The 16683-nt window shown below is 45.6% G+C and carries 16 protein-coding genes; 13 read left to right on the top strand and 3 right to left on the bottom strand.

Features of this window, described 5'->3' with window-relative positions; translation table 11 throughout:
• Window positions 1-73: 73 nt before the first annotated feature.
• The 7 genes from priA to ACAY30_RS12625 all read left to right on the top strand — a co-directional run bounded on the left by priA (window position 74) and on the right by ACAY30_RS12625 (window position 6467).
• Window positions 74-2344, top strand: coding sequence for a primosomal protein N' (gene priA / locus ACAY30_RS12655; protein ID WP_290252591.1), 2271 nt, complete (start codon window positions 74-76; stop codon window positions 2342-2344).
• 161 nt (window positions 2345-2505) lie between these two features.
• The gene (locus ACAY30_RS12650) at window positions 2506-3099 is read left to right on the top strand and encodes an SPOR domain-containing protein (protein WP_290252592.1); all 594 of its coding nucleotides are present in this window, start codon (window positions 2506-2508) and stop codon (window positions 3097-3099) included.
• 111 nt (window positions 3100-3210) lie between these two features.
• Window positions 3211-3729 (top strand): ATP-dependent protease subunit HslV, encoded by a 519-nt coding sequence (hslV, locus tag ACAY30_RS12645; RefSeq protein WP_290252593.1) that lies wholly within the window; start codon window positions 3211-3213, stop codon window positions 3727-3729.
• Between the two features lie 50 nt (window positions 3730-3779).
• Window positions 3780-5111, top strand: a complete 1332-nt coding sequence (gene hslU, locus ACAY30_RS12640) for an HslU--HslV peptidase ATPase subunit (RefSeq protein WP_290252594.1) — start codon at window positions 3780-3782, stop codon at window positions 5109-5111.
• Between the two features lie 99 nt (window positions 5112-5210).
• Window positions 5211-5573 (top strand): gamma-butyrobetaine hydroxylase-like domain-containing protein, encoded by a 363-nt coding sequence (locus tag ACAY30_RS12635; protein ID WP_290252595.1) that lies wholly within the window; start codon window positions 5211-5213, stop codon window positions 5571-5573.
• 21 nt (window positions 5574-5594) lie between these two features.
• Complete coding sequence (locus ACAY30_RS12630) at window positions 5595-6068, top strand: DUF1456 family protein (RefSeq protein WP_290252596.1); 474 nt, start codon at window positions 5595-5597, stop codon at window positions 6066-6068.
• A 12-nt stretch (window positions 6069-6080) separates the two neighbouring features.
• On the top strand, window positions 6081-6467 hold the full coding sequence (locus ACAY30_RS12625; protein WP_290252597.1) for a YbaN family protein: 387 nt from the start codon (window positions 6081-6083) through the stop codon (window positions 6465-6467).
• Here ACAY30_RS12625 and ACAY30_RS12620 read toward each other — a convergent pair.
• The 3 genes from ACAY30_RS12620 to ACAY30_RS12610 are packed head-to-tail and all read right to left on the bottom strand — an operon-like array spanning window position 6446 to window position 9002.
• Entirely contained in the window at window positions 6446-7489 is a 1044-nt protein-coding gene (locus ACAY30_RS12620) for a biotin-dependent carboxyltransferase family protein (RefSeq protein WP_290252598.1), read from the bottom strand. The genes ACAY30_RS12625 and ACAY30_RS12620 overlap by 22 nt on opposite strands.
• Window positions 7490-7501: 12 nt before the next feature.
• On the bottom strand, window positions 7502-8254 hold the full coding sequence (locus ACAY30_RS12615) for an allophanate hydrolase subunit 1 (RefSeq protein WP_290252599.1): 753 nt from the start codon (window positions 8252-8254) through the stop codon (window positions 7502-7504).
• Complete coding sequence (locus ACAY30_RS12610) at window positions 8247-9002, bottom strand: 5-oxoprolinase subunit PxpA (RefSeq protein WP_290252600.1); 756 nt, start codon at window positions 9000-9002, stop codon at window positions 8247-8249. The genes ACAY30_RS12615 and ACAY30_RS12610 overlap by 8 nt, the downstream gene beginning before the upstream one ends.
• 136 nt (window positions 9003-9138) lie before the next feature.
• Between ACAY30_RS12610 and ACAY30_RS12605 the strand changes: the two genes are divergently transcribed.
• From ACAY30_RS12605 to ACAY30_RS12580, 6 genes are all read left to right on the top strand, one after another.
• On the top strand, window positions 9139-9702 hold the full coding sequence (locus tag ACAY30_RS12605) for an RNA polymerase sigma factor (RefSeq protein ID WP_371189926.1): 564 nt from the start codon (window positions 9139-9141) through the stop codon (window positions 9700-9702).
• Window positions 9699-10229, top strand: coding sequence for a hypothetical protein (locus tag ACAY30_RS12600; RefSeq protein WP_290252601.1), 531 nt, complete (start codon window positions 9699-9701; stop codon window positions 10227-10229). The genes ACAY30_RS12605 and ACAY30_RS12600 overlap by 4 nt, the downstream gene beginning before the upstream one ends.
• The gene (locus tag ACAY30_RS12595) at window positions 10214-11254 is read left to right on the top strand and encodes a hypothetical protein (protein WP_290252602.1); all 1041 of its coding nucleotides are present in this window, start codon (window positions 10214-10216) and stop codon (window positions 11252-11254) included. The genes ACAY30_RS12600 and ACAY30_RS12595 overlap by 16 nt, the downstream gene beginning before the upstream one ends.
• A gap of 435 nt (window positions 11255-11689) precedes the next feature.
• Window positions 11690-13624 carry a PrkA family serine protein kinase gene (locus tag ACAY30_RS12590; protein WP_290252603.1) on the top strand — a complete coding sequence of 645 codons (1935 nt, stop codon included), beginning with the start codon at window positions 11690-11692 and terminating at the stop codon, window positions 13622-13624.
• Window positions 13625-13712: 88 nt separating this feature from the next.
• Window positions 13713-15020: a YeaH/YhbH family protein gene (locus tag ACAY30_RS12585; RefSeq protein ID WP_290252604.1), complete on the top strand. Its 1308-nt coding sequence runs from the start codon at window positions 13713-13715 to the stop codon at window positions 15018-15020.
• A complete protein-coding gene (locus ACAY30_RS12580; protein ID WP_290252605.1) occupies window positions 15013-16566 on the top strand; it encodes a SpoVR family protein in 1554 nt (517 codons plus the stop codon). Before ACAY30_RS12585 ends, ACAY30_RS12580 begins: the two co-directional genes overlap by 8 nt.
• Window positions 16567-16683: the final 117 nt, after the last annotated feature.

The raw sequence follows: 16683 nt of genomic DNA, 5'->3' as shown, positions 1-16683 counted from the left end.
CAATGTTCAACTAAATTATGCACAGATGTGACATTTTTTGCGCACTTATTTTCACTTGGCAAATATCTGTTTAATGGTCACAATACAAGTCATTAATTTAGCCAATGAAAATGATATTGTTTTGTCAGACAAGGACATATTTATTGAGGTCGCACTCCCTGTGCCAATGCGACAAACGTTTACTTATCGCGCAGACCCTCTGTTAGTCGATGCTCAGATAGTCATTGGCGCTCGGGTGTTGGTGCCATTTGCCAACCGACAGTTAATCGGCGTAGTGATAACCACGCACCAGCAAGCGGGGTTAGCAACGGATAAAATAAAATCGATCATCGACGTCCTACCCAGTCAAGGTAATTTTACCGAGCTACAAGTGCAATTTTTACAGCGCGTCAGCCAGTATTATCACCACCCCGTGGGGGAAGTGATAGCATCGGCACTGCCAACCTTATTGCGACAAGTGGAGCCAGTTGATATCGAGCCAACGCCATGTTGGTCTAAACACTCACAATTGACTGTCGCTGAGTTTGAGCAATGCAAAGCGCAAATCAGTGCCAATGCACACCAGCAATTAGCGTTACTCGATTACTTCGCCGATCAAAAACAACTCACCTGGCCAGAAATTCGCATGGCGGGCTTTAATAAAACGCAACTCAATGCTCTGGTTAATAAAGGCTTACTCGAACAAGGGCAAGTCACCGAACAACGTTATCAATTTCAGTCAGGTCAAGTTCAACAGGCAAACAAGCCGCGATTGTCTCTGGAGCAGTCGTTGGTAATTAGTGCGATTGGTAGCCAGTTACAGTCGTTTTCATGTCATTTAATTGATGGGGTTACGGGCAGCGGCAAAACCGAAGTGTACCTGCAACTCATTGAAAAAGTGTTAGAGCAGAACAAGCAAGTGTTGGTACTGGTACCTGAAATCGGCTTAACCCCTCAAACGTTGGGGCGTTTTGAAAAACGTTTTGCCGTTCCTGTGGCCTTGCATCACTCGGCACTTAGCGATAAAGAGCGCCTGCAAACGTGGTTGCAGAGCAAGTCGGGGAGGGCGGCAATCGTTATTGCTACTCGCTCTGGGGTGTTTACCCCGATGTTAAATCCCGGGCTGATTGTCATTGACGAGGAGCACGATGGCTCATTCAAGCAACAAGAAGGCTTTCGCTATCACGCGCGCGATATTGCCGTACTTCGCGCCCGTCAGCTAAATATCCCCATCGTACTTGGTAGTGCGACACCGGCGTTGGAAACACTGCACAACGCCAATGCGAAAAAATATCAATATCATCAGTTGACCAAAAGGGCGGGTAACAGTCAGTTTGCCGATGTCGAGCTAATAGATATGAGCAAAGACGTCATTGAATTTGGTTTGTCGTCACGGTTGAAGTTGGCGATTGAACAAACCTTAGCCAAAGATGAACAAGTGCTGTTGTTTCTCAATCGACGCGGGTTTGCACCGGCGATTAGCTGTCAAGAGTGTCATTGGATATGCCATTGTCAGCGCTGCGATAAACCATACACGCTGCATCAAAACCAAGGGCTGCTTATGTGCCATCACTGCGGTAGTCAAAAACGCATAGTTAAACAGTGCCAGCAGTGTGGCAGTATTCGCTTGAAAACATTAGGGCAGGGCACCGAACAATTAGAGCAGCGATTAAACGAGTTGTTTCCAAATTACTCCTCGGTGCGAATTGATCGCGACAGCACGCGAAAAAAAGGCGAGCTGGCGCGATTGTTACAACAGGTAAATAACAACGAGCATCACATTCTCGTTGGCACTCAAATGTTGGCCAAAGGTCATCACTTTGCCAATGTGACCTTGGTTGCCGTGCTCGATGTCGATGGGGCGCTGTTCAGCTATGACTTTCGCGCGCCAGAGCACATGGCGCAATTATTGGTGCAAGTGGCAGGCCGAGCAGGTCGCGAAAGTAAAAAAGGCAAAGTTTACGTACAGACCCATTACCCTGACCATCCGTTACTGCAAGATTTAGTCAATAATGGCTATGGCCATTTTGCTCAGTTTGCCCTAACTGAACGTCAACAGGCGTTGATGCCCCCGTATACATTTCAGGCGTTATTTCGAGCGCAAGCCAACAAACCGCAGTTGCCACAGTCACTGTTGCGCGATGTTGCTCAGCACGCGGGTAGCGAGTGCATGGTCAGCGGGCCGATACCGCCACCAATGGAAAAAAAAGCCGGTAAGTACCGTTATCACTTGTTATTGCAATCAGCTCAACGCAAGACTTTGCATCAGGCAGTGCAACAAATTATTGAACAGATAGAGCAGCATCCAAATAAAAACAAAGTCCGCTGGTCGGTGGATATTGATCCACAAGAGTTGACTTGGTAGCAGGCCGTTTGCCACTCAGCGTCCAAATCGATATGCCGGTTGTCAATAAAAGGGCTGTACTTTAACTGACGCTAGGTTAAAATCACCGCTAATAACCATAAAAAAATTAAAGCACTAGGGTCTGTTGATCCTAGGCTCTAGTAAATGAGAGTGAATGCGCTATGGCTCATCAAGATTATGTTGCTCGGAAACCGAGAGCCAAGAAAAAAACAACCACTTCGACTCGAAATAAAAAAGCCAAGGCAAACCAAAACCCGCCAAAAACCAAGCGCTACCTGTTTTTAATCGCAGCGGTTTCGGCAGTATTTGCTGTTGGTTTGAAGCTGATGATCGACAATGCGCCGCAAGCGCCAGCTGACGACGTTACTACCGTCAGTAAAAAGGCATCAGCGAGTAACACCAATACCTCAGCAACAGCACAAGAAAGCGATATTCCGCCGTTACCTGATGACAAGTGGACCTACATGGAAGGTTTAAAAGATAAAAAGGTTGAAGTCGGTGAGTATGAGGTAGAGCAAAAAGGCCCTTATCAAATGCAGTGCGGTTCGTTCCGCACCAAGAGCCAAGCCGATACGGTGAAGGCGAAAATAGCCTTTGCCGGTTATGCCAGTGACGTGCGTCGCACAGAAGGCAAGAATGGGGTCTGGTACAAAGTGGTGTTAGGACCATTTGAGCGCAAACGTTTAGCCGAAAAGGCGAAGCATACCTTGCGTCGCAGTCAGATTAATCATTGCCAAATTTGGCTTTGGACTTGAAAAAACGCTTCTTCATTCCCACATTGATTTACAAGTAGATATTTTTAGCCGAAGTCGTACCGCAAAATCCGCTTTTGGGTGAACTTCGGTTTTTATTTGTAGAGGTTCGATGTGACAACCATAGTTTCTGTTCGCCGCAATGGCAAAGTATGTATCGGTGGTGACGGCCAAGTCAGTTTAGGCAATACGGTAATGAAAGGTAATGCCAAGAAAGTCCGCCGTTTGTATCAGGGGAAAGTCTTAGCTGGATTTGCCGGAGGTACCGCCGATGCGTTTACCTTGTTTGAACGCATGGAAAGCAAACTGGAAGTGCATCAAGGTCACTTAACTCGCGCAGCGGTGGAACTGGCCAAAGACTGGCGCAGCGATCGCGCCTTGCGTCGCCTCGAAGCAATGTTAGTGGTGGCCGATGAAACCGCCTCGTTAATCATTACCGGTAACGGCGATGTGGTGCAACCAGAAAACGACTTAATTGCCATCGGCTCTGGCGGTAACTACGCGCAAGCGGCGGCAACTGCCTTACTCGAAAATACCGACTTGTCAGCTCGCGAAATTGTTGAAAAATCGCTAACCATTGCCGGCAATATTTGTGTGTTCACAAACCTACACCAGACTATCGACGAAATTTAACAATCATCCCCTTATATCGCTGTTAAGCGGGATAATTATAGGAAGATAATATGTCAAATATGACTCCTCGTGAAATTGTTCATGAATTAGATAGCCATATCATTGGCCAGGACGACGCTAAAAAGGCGGTCGCTATTGCCCTGCGTAATCGCTGGCGTCGGATGCAGCTGGCCGATGAGTTACGCGCTGAAGTTACACCGAAGAATATTTTAATGATTGGCCCAACAGGGGTTGGTAAAACTGAAATTGCGCGTCGCTTGGCAAAACTTGCCAATGCACCGTTTATTAAGGTTGAAGCGACTAAATTTACCGAAGTCGGTTACGTTGGTAAGGAAGTTGAATCAATTATTCGCGATTTGACCGATATGGGCATGAAGCTGACCAAAGAAGTGGAAATGGAACGGGTTAAGCACAAAGCCGAAGAAGCGGCAGAAGAGCGCGTACTCGATATCTTATTGCCAAACCCCAAAAATACCTTTGGTGAGGTAGAGCCAGCTGATAATACGTCGACGCGACAAATCTTTCGCAAAAAGTTACGCGAAGGTAACTTAGACGACAAAGAGGTTGAAATTGAGGTTCGCCAGCCACAAGTTGGTATGGAAATTATGGCACCTCCTGGCATGGAAGAGATGACCAACCAATTGCAGAGCATGTTTCAAAACATGACGTCGGACAAAACCAAAAAGCGCAAGATGAAAATCAAAGAAGCGCTTAAGTTGCTGCAAGAAGAAGAAGCGGCAAAATTGGTTAATAACGAAGACTTGAAAGACAAAGCGTTAGAGTCGGTTGAACAAAACGGTATCGTCTTCATTGATGAAATCGATAAAATTTGTAAGCGCAGTGATGCGTCGGGTGGTCCAGATGTCTCACGTGAAGGTGTGCAGCGCGACTTACTGCCACTGGTTGAAGGCTCAACGGTGAGCACCAAACACGGTATGGTAAAAACGGATCACATTTTGTTTATTGCCTCTGGTGCCTTCCAAATGTCTAAGCCAAGTGACCTCATTCCTGAATTACAAGGTCGATTGCCAATTCGCGTTGAGCTTAGTGCGTTAACAGTTGACGACTTCGTGCGTATATTAACGGAGCCAAATGCGTCATTAACTGAGCAATATATCGCTCTACTGGCCACCGAAGGGGTATCGGTTAAATTTACCGACGACGGTATTCAAGCCATCGCTAAAGCGGCTTGGCAGGTCAACGAAACCACGGAAAACATCGGTGCCCGTCGCTTACATACGGTGATGGAACGCTTAATTGAAGAGTTATCGTTTCAAGCGGATGCGAAATCGGGTGAAACCATTACCATCGATCAAAGCTATGTTGAGTCAAAACTGACCATTCTGGTTGAAGACGAAGATTTAAGCCGATTTATTTTGTAGAGACGTTTAAGCGACTAATAAAAAAGAGCGATATCTGTCCGATATTGCTCTTTTTTTTGTATAATGGTGACAATTGAGGTGTCAACAGTGAGGGTATTTGTGATTACATCAATACAATTAAATCATCGCACTAAAATGCTCTATTTGCACTTTGACGATGGCTTTGAACAACAGCTGAGTTACGAGTTCTTGCGGTGTTATTCGCCGAGTGAGCAAAGTAATAAAGCAAATGCCAATAAGCCACCGGTCAGTAATAAAAAGCAAGTCGTTGTTCGCGCCGTAGAGCCGTTGGGCAAGCACGGGTTTCGCTTGCACTTTGACGATCAACACGAAGCTGTATACAGCGCTCAATTGCTCAGTGAGTACGCTCACAATCGCGAGCGCTTGTGGCAGCACTACGTGCATCAATTACACGCACACGGTTTAAGTCGAGAAGCTTTAATCGAGATCAAACAAGTTTAACCTGGGTTAGTACTTACTACTATGACAAATAACGATATTTTGCGCCGTATCCGCTACATATTCAGCTATAGCGATGCCGACATGTTGTCTATATTCGCCAGTGCACAAAGCAGCGTTGAGTTAGCGACGTTACATCATTGGTTACGCAAAGATGACGATCCTAAGTTCGTTAACTTAACGGACCCTATGCTGGCGCTTTTCTTAAATGGCTTAATCAACACCCATCGCGGTAAACGCGATGGCGAGCAACCCAAACCAGAAAAGAAATTGAACAACAATATTATTTTACGCAAACTTAAAATCGCCTTAAATTTAACGGATGTCGATATGATTGAATTGTTAAAACTGGCGGGGATCAGCGCGGGTAAATCGGAGATCAATGCGTTTTTTAGAAAAGCCGAGCACAAACATTACCGTCAGTGCAAAGATCAATTTCTGCGTAACTTTTTAAAGGGGATGCAGATTAAATATCACGACAATAACCCGTGGCGCTAGTCTGAGTTCGCCATGCGCCGTTATCTCTACATGGCAGTTGGTTGGGGTTTTGTTGTGCTGGCAGTGCTTGGGGTCATTTTACCGGTACTGCCTACCACGCCGTTTCTCTTGGTCGCAGGCGCGTGTTTTGCTCGCTCGTCGCGCACCTGTCACCAATGGTTGCTGAACAATAAATTATTTGGTCCGCTGATTGATAATTGGCAAAACAACCGTTGTATTGAACGAAAATCTAAGTACATTGCTTTGCTGTCGATCGTGCTCTTTGGCGGTACTTCGCTTGTCTTCGCGGTGCCGTGGGGATACGCAAAACTGGCTGTGTTGATATTGCTGGTTATCGGTTTTTATGTGGTTTATTCACTACCCACCTGTCCGTCTCATCAAGAAAAGAAAAATTGGTAGAGCTGATTTAGCTGTTCACATGCGTGCGCTGCGGTTACGGCCTGAAAGCGCACGGCTTGACCCGGGCGCATTTGTGCTAGTTGCCAGGTACTTTGACGGGTAACACAGCCAAGTACGGGGTAACCGCCAATGGTTTGTCGGTCTTTGAGTAATACTATCGGTTGCCCATCCGCAGGTAGCTGAATAGCCCCTAAACTGGTTGGGGTTGATAGGCGTTGTTGGTGATTTATCGTTAACGCCTGGCCCCGTAATCGATAACCCATCCGATTAGACGCGCTGTCTATCACATAGACTTGTTGGCCAAAAGTTAAACCAAAGTCCTTGCCCTGTTGTTTGGCTAGAGTACTTGGCACGTAGTCAATGGTTTGATCGTGGTCGGTTACTTGTTGATAATTGCTGATGTATTGACGGTTGACGCAGCGCTTAACCACGGTTTGGCTTGGTTGATTAATGATAAGCTTGCAATTAGGCACAAGTGGCTGTCGATTAATTACATGGCTCGCCAAAGAGTTTTCGATCATCGGTGATGGCAAGTCGTCTATATCTGTAGCACGAGTGTCCTTGTTGCCAGTGTTGTCTCGATTCACCTTGGCTGATGATGTTGATGTTGATTGAGCTGATATTGACGCTGTGATCACCCGCCTGATACCTGAGGCAAATGCAATGTAGGTTCTCAACCCCTGTTTGGGCATCTTTAAGGTCAGCGTCTCGCCTGCAGACATCGCACTGACTTGCCAATTACCCACCGTTTGCGTGCCACTTTGACTCGCTGAGCTTTTATAAGCAGCGCAATCGGCGCCAGTTATCGCTATGTAGCAATCGCGCTCAAAGTACAATTGCAATTGACCCAGTGTTATCTCAAGTGCCGCGCTATCAATGGCATTGTTGAGTAAACGATTAGCCCACATAAACGCGTATTCATCCATGGCTCCGCCTTCGCTGTAGCCCCAGTGTTGATACTGGCTATTACTCAAGGTCTGGATAAGCGCATTGGTTGTGCATCGGGTCACGGTTACCGTCATGACTATCTCGTCCTAGCGATGGTGTGTATCGTCAACTAGGCAGACGCGGCCGCCAAGTTGTTCAAATTGTTGCTTAGTTACCGAGTAAAACGAGACTTGGTCACCGCCTTGTAAGATTGGTTTGGCCGGACAGTCACGGTAATCGAGCAATTGAAACGGCGTTTGCCCTATGATCAACCATCCCCCCGGTGATGTTGATGGATAAATGGCGGTTTGCTGCTCGGCAATGGCAACGCCACCGCTTGGAATTGCGGTTCTCGGTGTTTTCTTACGGGGTAATTGCAGTTGTTGATTAACTACACCGAGATAGGCAAAACCCGGCAAAAACCCGTTGGCAAACACCTGATAGGAGGTGTTTGTGTGGCAGCTGATGATTTGCTCTATTGTCATCCCCGTTTGTTGACTGATATCGGCGAGATCCCAACCGGCGTCCTCGCCGTAATAGACGGGGATGCGGTGATGCCTGATACTGCGCGTACTAAAGCCAGATTGTTGTGGGTCACAGCCCATAACTTGCTGCTTCAGCCTTTCTACTAGAGTTGCGGTGGCAATAGAGGGAGGTTTGAGGTACACCATTAAGGAGCTGTAGGCGCAAACGATATCGTCGATAATAGTGCCGTTTTGCTCAGTCAACGAGCGTCTTACTTGTTGGATGTAACGGTTTAAGTTGCTGTCAATCATATCTGTCCAGACAAATAACACGCTGGTTTCATTGACCGCTTCTACCGAACGCAACGGGAAGTGGCGCTGACTTGAATCAACCATCCTCATTTAGCTCCGTTAGCAAATCGCGTACGGTAGAGACGATTTCTACGGCATTGGGATTGTCTCCGTGACAGCAAACGGTATCGGCATTGATATCAATAATTTCACTGTTTACTGTGGTCATTTCGCCATGAACAACTAACTGTTGGAGGCGTTTTTTGATGGTGATTCGGTCGGTGATCACCGCGTTGTGTTGAGTACGGGGCTGCAATCGACCATCACTTAATACGGCTCGGTCGGCAAATGCCTCAAATAGAATGTCGAGTTTGTATTTTTTACCGATACGACGCTGAACCTTATTGTTAACTAAAGCTTGTGCCATTACTTTCATATCGACATTAAGCCGTTGGTTTAACTCGGCAACGGTTTGACAGATACAGTTAAATATTGCCTCATCTTGCATCATGTCATTGTACAGAGCGCCGTGTGGTTTGACGCAATAGATGCTTGCTTGACGAGCAATGGCGAGGCGATAAAGTCGCGTTATCTGCTCTGTTAGGCTGGCTTTGAGTTGCTGTTCACTGATCGCCATCGACAGACGACCAAAATTCTCTTTATCGGGATAACTTGGGTGCGCACATATGAGCACGTTTTGTTGCACGGCCAACTCAATGGCTTGTGCCATGGTGTGCTCGTCACCAGCGTGTCCGCCACAGGCTATGTTAGCCATATCGATATACGGCATAAGCGCTTCGTCTGGGCTATCTTCATCTATCGGGTGTTCACCAAGATCGCAATTAACTTTCATTGTCTTCCACTATCCAAAATCACTGTTAGCCTCAGATCAAGATATCACAAAAAAAAAGCAAATTTTATTTAAACCTTTTTAACAACGCATGCATCATAATGTTACAACCGTAAAATATTAACCTAAGAGATCAGGTGTGTCGGCGCAAAATACCATTATTGACGCTCGCAAATTGTTTGCTCAAAAGCACGAAACCGAATTAATCACCGCCGCTAAAAACGGTGATCGACAGGCATTTGCTAAATTATATCAACTGCACCTTGGGCGAGTGTATGGCTTGTGCTTGCGCATGCTCTCTAATAGAGAACAGGCCGAAGATGTGACCCAAGAAGCGTTTGTACAAGCGTGGCAAAAGCTAGACAGCTTTCGCGGCGAGGCCAAATTCTCTACTTGGCTGTATGCGTTGACGACCAATACCGTGCTGTCTCATATGCGCAAACAAAAATCCTGGTTACAACGCGTGTTTAGTCTCGACAGCGAACACCTAGTCGAGCCTGAAACGGCAGAAATAGAAGACTTATCGGACCTTGATAAAGCGATATTGAGGCTTCCGGAAAAAGCGCGTTTAGTATTTGTTCTCTTTGCGGTAGAGGGCTATCGACATGAAGAAATTGCGCAGATGTTAAACATCGCAGTTGGCTCGAGTAAATCACACTATCACCGAGCGCGTAAACTATTGCAGGGGTGGGTATCACCATGACAGAAAAACTGACTCGTGAACAACTTCAACAGCAAGTCAATGCTATCGACAAAGACATTCGTCCGAGCAGAGACTTGTGGCCGGGTATTGAACACGCGATTGAACATCAACACCGATATCCGCAGCGAGCTGCCAACCAAAGCGGTAAAGGCCAGCGACAAAGGTTTGTTATACCGGTAGCGTGGGCAGCCTCTTTGTTGGTATGCGCGCTTTTCGTTTGGCAGTTTAGCCCACAGCAAATAACTGACCAAGCAGGGCAAAAATTTGCCGCATTGGAGTCGATTGAAACTCAGTATCAACAGCAGAAAAAAGCGATGCTAGTGCGCTTTGGTGAACCTGATTTAGGTCAGTTACCAGCGGATATGCAAATACAATTTACTGAAATAGACTCGGCTAAACAAGCCATTTTAAAGGCATTAAAAGACGATCCTAACAATACCGATTTGTTGAATTTATTGCGTTGGACTCAGCAACAAGAGCTGAGTTTACTCGAGCAATTATACAAGCCCAAATGGCAGTCGGTTTAGCGACAACATCGAGCAAGCGCCAGCTTGACATAGACTTGAAAAGAGAGAAACAAATGAATGTGACGTCAATAAGGTACCTGATCTTATTCGCAGTGATAAACACCGTGCTGTTTACGGTGACTGACACTCGTGCTCAGCAAATATCACAAAGCCAAAAGGTGACTGCAGATGCGCGCATTGTGATTGAAAACTTACGCGGTAAGGTCAGTGTCCACACTACCGATAGTGAACTAGTCGAGGTCACCGGTACCCTTGATCCCGAGGCGATCGAGTTTGTTTTCACGGTCAACGGCAAGGATGTGCGAATAGAAGTTAAAATGCCAAAGCAACTAGGTAATGAAGCGTGGCTCGATCAGCAAAGTGGCAGCGACTTGCTCATTAAAGTGCCTAGCCGTGCCAGTGTTATTGGCAAAGGCATATCAACTGACTTTGAACTGACAAATTTACAATCGAATACCCAAGTTAACACGGTGAGTGGCAGCATTACCGCTAACAAATTAAGCTCACAAGTGACGCTAGAAACCGTCAGTGGCAATATTGTCGCTGAGCAATTAACCGGCGATGTTCGCTTGTCGACGGTCAGCGGCTCGATTGATGAGCAAGGTTCTCGTGGTCGAGTGGAGTATCGCGCGGTAAGCGGTAAAATTCGCGCTCAAACCGAAGCCTCAAACGTGAACGCGAGTGTGGTTTCTGGTTCGATGAAATTGCACTTAGCTAAGGCGGTCAATGCCAATATTTCATCGGTCAATGGTGCGTTGATCACCTCAGCGGTATTAACCGATGATAGCTTGTTAAATCTATCGTCGATTAATGGCCCCATTTCACTGGCATTAGCTGATGACGTCAGTGTCGACATCACCGCGGTTGCCGGTGCGGGTGGTCGGATTATCAATGATCTTGACAGTACCGCAGTAAAAAAAGTGGGCTATCGCAACTCTAAAGAATTAAATACCCGACTTGGCGACGGTTCCGCTTTGGTCAAGGCCTCTACCATTAGTGGTAAGCTGCATTTATCTAAGCGTTAACGCTCATCGCCACAGCGACAGAGCGGCGTTAAAATCGCCAAATTACCGCTGTGGGCTTGCCGTCTCCAACTGGGCCGATGCGCTAAGCCTACATTGACAATATCGCAGCTCTTATCTGGTCAGGTAGTATACAAAAAAAATTGCTGTGCAGCAGGCCAATATCCTTCTTGGCTGCGATAAAAATCCGCGCCTTGTTCGCTATTTTCTCCGTTCCAACAAACTTGCCAAGTTCAACTTTTGTGCCATGTTTAAGTTATCAGGTAGATGAATTGCTTACCCTTTTTGATATCAATAAGGACGAGTAATCACCCCCTTGTAACACAAAGAAGTACTGCTTGTGTTTGCAACGCAAAATAATTTTATTGCTGATTTGCAAACTTAACGCAGTTTTTCTTCTCTAATTAATAAGAAGAGCGAGTCGCATATGGAGGCGTTATGAGTATCTTTGAACATTATCAGAGTCGTTATGAACTTGCTAGGCAAGAGGAAATGAGCTTGCAGCAGTTTTTGGATCTGTGTCGTGACGATAAAATGGCCTATGCCAATGCAGCCGAGCGTATGTTAGCGGCAATTGGTGAGCCGGAGATGGTCGATACCGCAAAAGATCCGGTTATGAGTCGCATTTTTTCAAACCGGGTTATTGCTCGCTACCCTGCATTCTCAGATTTCTTTGGTATGGAGGAGGCGATTGAACAAATCGTGTCGTATCTACGCCACGCCAGTCAGGGTCTAGAAGAAAAGAAACAAGTACTTTACTTACTGGGACCTGTGGGGGGCGGTAAATCGTCGCTCGCCGAAAAACTCAAGGCGCTTATGCAACAGCAACCCATTTACGTGCTGTCTGCCAATGATCAGCTGTCACCGGTTAACGATCACCCCTTTTGCTTATTTGATGCCAATAGCGACGGTAAAATTTTAACACAAGAATACAATATTCCGGGGCGCTATTTAAACACCATTATGTCGCCGTGGGCGGCAAAGCGATTGAATGAGTTTGGTGGCGATATCTCTAAGTTTAAAGTGGTCAAAATCAACCCCTCAATTTTGGCGCAAATTGCGGTGGCTAAGACAGAGCCGGGTGATGATAACAACCAAGATATTTCGTCGTTGGTTGGTAAAGTCGATATTCGTCGGTTAGAGCACTTTGCTCAAAATGACCCAGATGCTTACGGCTACTCAGGAGCACTTTGCCGAGCCAATCAGGGGATCATGGAATTTGTCGAAATGTTTAAAGCGCCGATCAAGGTGCTGCACCCATTGTTAACGGCAACGCAAGAAGGTAACTACAACCCGACAGAAGGTTTGTCAGCTCTGCCATTTGACGGCATTATCTTAGCCCATTCAAATGAATCAGAATGGCAAAGTTTTCGCAACAATAAAAATAACGAAGCGTTTCTCGATAGGGTCTATATCGTCAAAGTACCGTATTGTTTACGAGTCAGTGAAGAGATAAAAATTTATCAAAAATTATTGGCCAATAGTGAGTTATACCAAGCCTGTTGCGCTCCCAATACGCTCGATATTCTGGCGCAGTTTTCGGTGTTGTCGCGCTTAGTCGAACCAGAAAACTCAAGTATTTACTCGAAGATGCGAGTGTACAACGGGGAAACACTGAAAGACACTGACCCCAAAGCTAAATCGTATCAGGAGTACCGAGATTACGCTGGTGTTGACGAGGGAATGAGTGGCTTATCTACCCGTTTTGCCTTCAAAATTTTATCGCGGGTGTTTAACTTTGAACACGGCGAAGTCGCGGCTAACCCGGTGCATCTATTCTATGTACTTGAACAGCAAATAGAACGCGAACAGTTGCCAAAAGAAACCAGCGATAAGTATCTCGAGTTTATAAAGGGCTACTTGGTACCTCAGTACATTGATTTCATTGGCAAAGAAATTCAAACCGCGTACTTAGAGTCGTACTCAGAATACGGTCAAAATATTTTTGATCGCTATGTGGTTTACGCCGACTTTTGGATTCAAGACCAAGAGTACCGAGATTCTGATACGGGACAAATTCTCGATCGAAGCGCATTAAATGACGAGTTAGAAAAAATTGAAAAACCGGCAGGTATTTCAAATCCAAAAGATTTTCGCAATGAAATTGTTAATTTTGTACTGCGCGCAAAAGCCAATAACAATGGTCAAAACCCAGCGTGGACGAGTTATGAAAAGCTGCGTACCGTTATTGAGAAAAAAATGTTTTCAAACACGGAAGACTTGCTCCCTGTTATTTCCTTCAATACCAAAACCTCTTCAGAAGATCAGAAAAAACACGATCAATTTGTCGAGCGCATGGTTGAGAAAGGCTATACCCAAAAGCAAGTTCGCTTGCTGTGTGAGTGGTATTTGCGGGTGAGAAAGTCATCGTAATACAGAGTAGTGAACATCGAGGTTGTTGCTTGTCAATCTATGTCTTGGGTGAGCAACAGAGGCTGCTATCTTTTTGCACGGAGGTAAAATGGTAAATTTTATCGACAGACGTTTAAACGGTAAAAATAAATCTATGGTTAATAGACAGAGGTTTGTGCGCCGTTACAAACGGCAAATAAAGGAATCGTTAGCCAAGTCGATAACCGAGCGTCAGGTGACTGATCACACCTCGGATCAAAACGTCACCATTCCCGATAAAGATTTGAACGAACCCGTGTTTAAGCGAGGCGCTGGGGGCAAGCGCGATATCGTGCTGCCCGGCAATGATCAGTTTAATCGGGGCGATAAAATTGCCAAACCACCGATGGGATCTGGTCAAGGTCAGGGGCAAGGTAATGCCTCGGACAGTGGAAGCGGCGAGGACAATTTCAACTTTTCTATTTCTGCCGATGAGTACATTGATTTACTATTTGAAGATTTAGAATTACCCAACCTTGAAAACAAACAGCAAAACCAATTACAAGAGACTAAAACGGTGCGCAGTGGCTACTGCAACACCGGTGTACCCGCCAATTTAGATATTGTTCGTTCGTTGCAAAAGTCGATGGCGAGAAAAGTGGCAATGACCGCCTCGACACGAGCTGAACTCAGAGGGTGTGAGCAGGCTCGCGACGAGCTCGTCGAGCAGCAATTGTTGATGTTTAGTGAGCAACGAGAGCGTGAAATTGCCAAACTCGACGAGGAAATAGAAAAACTCAAAGAGAAAATCCAACGGGTGCCATTTATTGATACCTTTGATTTGCGCTTTCGCAACTACGAGCAAAAGTCGGTGCCAACATCGAAGGCGGTCATGTTTTGCCTGATGGATGTGTCGGGCTCAATGACCCAGCAAACCAAAGATATGGCGAAGCGGTTTTACATTATGTTGTATCTGTTTTTATCGCGCAATTACGAGCACATTGACGTGGTCTACATAACCCATCACACCACCGCTAAAGAAGTCAGTGAACACGACTTTTTTTACTCTCGCGAAACCGGTGGCACCATTGTCTCATCGGCTTTGCAGTTAATGGATGAGATCATCGAGGAACGCTACCCTGCACAGCAGTGGAATATTTATGGTGCGCAAGCCAGCGACGGTGACAATTGGCAGGACGATACGCCAAAATGCATGCAACTACTGGAGAAAAAACTGTTGCCTGTGTGTCGCTACTTCACTTATATCGAGATCAATAAGTTGGTCCCCAAAGCGATGTGGCAACACTATCAAAAGCTGGCTATTGAACACAGCCATTTTACGATGCGTCAAATAAAAGATGCCCAGGATATCTATCCGGTATTTAGAGAGCTATTTAAAAAAGCAGAAAGAACAACGTCGAAGGTGACTTATGGCTAATACCAGACAACAGGTTAAATCGAATACACCACTAGACGACGGTCCTGACTGGACTTTTGAGAACCTTCAGCGTTATCAAGCACACATTGAACGAGTCGCCAACCACTATGGTTTAGACTGTTACCCCAATCAAATTGAGATGATAACGTCTGAGCAAATGATGGATGCATACGCTTGTATCGGTATGCCGATTGGCTATCAGCATTGGAGTTTTGGCAAAAAATTTATTCAAACTCAGCAAAGTTACCGCCGTGGTCATATGGGCTTGGCCTACGAAATTGTCATTAATTCAAATCCTTGTATCGCCTATTTAATGGAAGAAAATACGATGATTATGCAGGCGTTAGTTATTGCCCATGCGAGCTATGGTCATAATTCATTTTTCAAAGGCAATTATTTATTTAGAACATGGACTGACGCAGATTCGATTATTGATTACATGCTGTTTGCCAAAAACTATATTCATCAATGTGAACAAAAGCATGGCATAGATGCCGTAGAAGATACGTTAGATGCTTGCCATGCGTTAATGAATCTGGGCGTCGATCGCTATAAACGCCCGCAAAAACTGTCGGTTGCGCAAGAAAAGGAACAACAACTGGCCAGAGAAGAGTTTTTACAGTCTCATCTCGATGCGCTGTGGCAGCGAGTCGATAAACAACTACAACAAGAGCACGCACCCAAACAGCAACGATTTCCTGAGCAACCGCAAGAAAACTTGCTTTATTTTATCGAAAAAAACGCGCCTAAATTAGAAACTTGGCAACGTGAAATCGTGCGCATTGTGCGCAAAATCGGTCAGTATTTTTATCCCCAGCGACAAACTCAGGTGATGAATGAAGGCTGGGCGTGTTTTTGGCATTACACCATAATTAATCACCTCTATGACGAAGGCCTACTCAGCGATAACTTTATGATGGAGTTTATTCACCATCACTCTAATGTTATCACCCAATTACCGTATAACCACCCAGCATACAACGGCATCAACCCATACGCACTGGGCTTTAATATGTTTATGGATATCCGCCGTATTTGTGAAAACCCAAGCGAAGAAGACAAGCGATGGTTTCCAGATATCGCGGGAAAAGACTGGCTGGAAACGGTGACCTTTGCGATGCAAAATTTTAAAGATGAAAGTTTTATCAGTCAGTTTTTATCACCTCACTTAATGCGCGAAATGAAACTGTTTCAGCTACATGATGACGAGCGACAAAATCACCTTGATGTTGTGGCCATTCACAACGAACAGGGCTATCGTCAAGTGCGCAGTGCGCTGGCTAGGCAATACGATCTCAGTCAACTTGAGGCCAATGTGCAAATTATTGACGCTGATGTGAATGGCGATAGGTCACTAACACTGGAATATTTTGCCGTCGATAACGTGCCGTTACACGACAGCTTTAACGAAGTGATCAAGCACCTGCACTCACTGTGGCAGTTTGACGTTAAATTAGTGCAAAAAGAGCCGATATCCAACGATTACACCATTTTAGCTCAGTGCCCTAAGCCAAAAGAAAAAGATCCGCCGTTATTCACCACTTGAATGCACCGTTAAAGGACGTTGAAAACTATTGGCTGAAATCATTTTTCACTTCAAATTTTGCTCGAAATCGCTTAAATTGGACAGCTAACGTAATATCTATTTCAGCTGTACAGGATT

It is taken from the genome of Thalassotalea ponticola (assembly GCF_041379045.1).
GTDB classification, from domain to species: Bacteria; Pseudomonadota; Gammaproteobacteria; order Enterobacterales; family Alteromonadaceae; genus Thalassotalea_A; species Thalassotalea_A ponticola.
The sequence above is the reverse complement of the archived record's forward strand: the minus strand, read 5'-3'. Positions and strand labels throughout refer to the sequence as shown.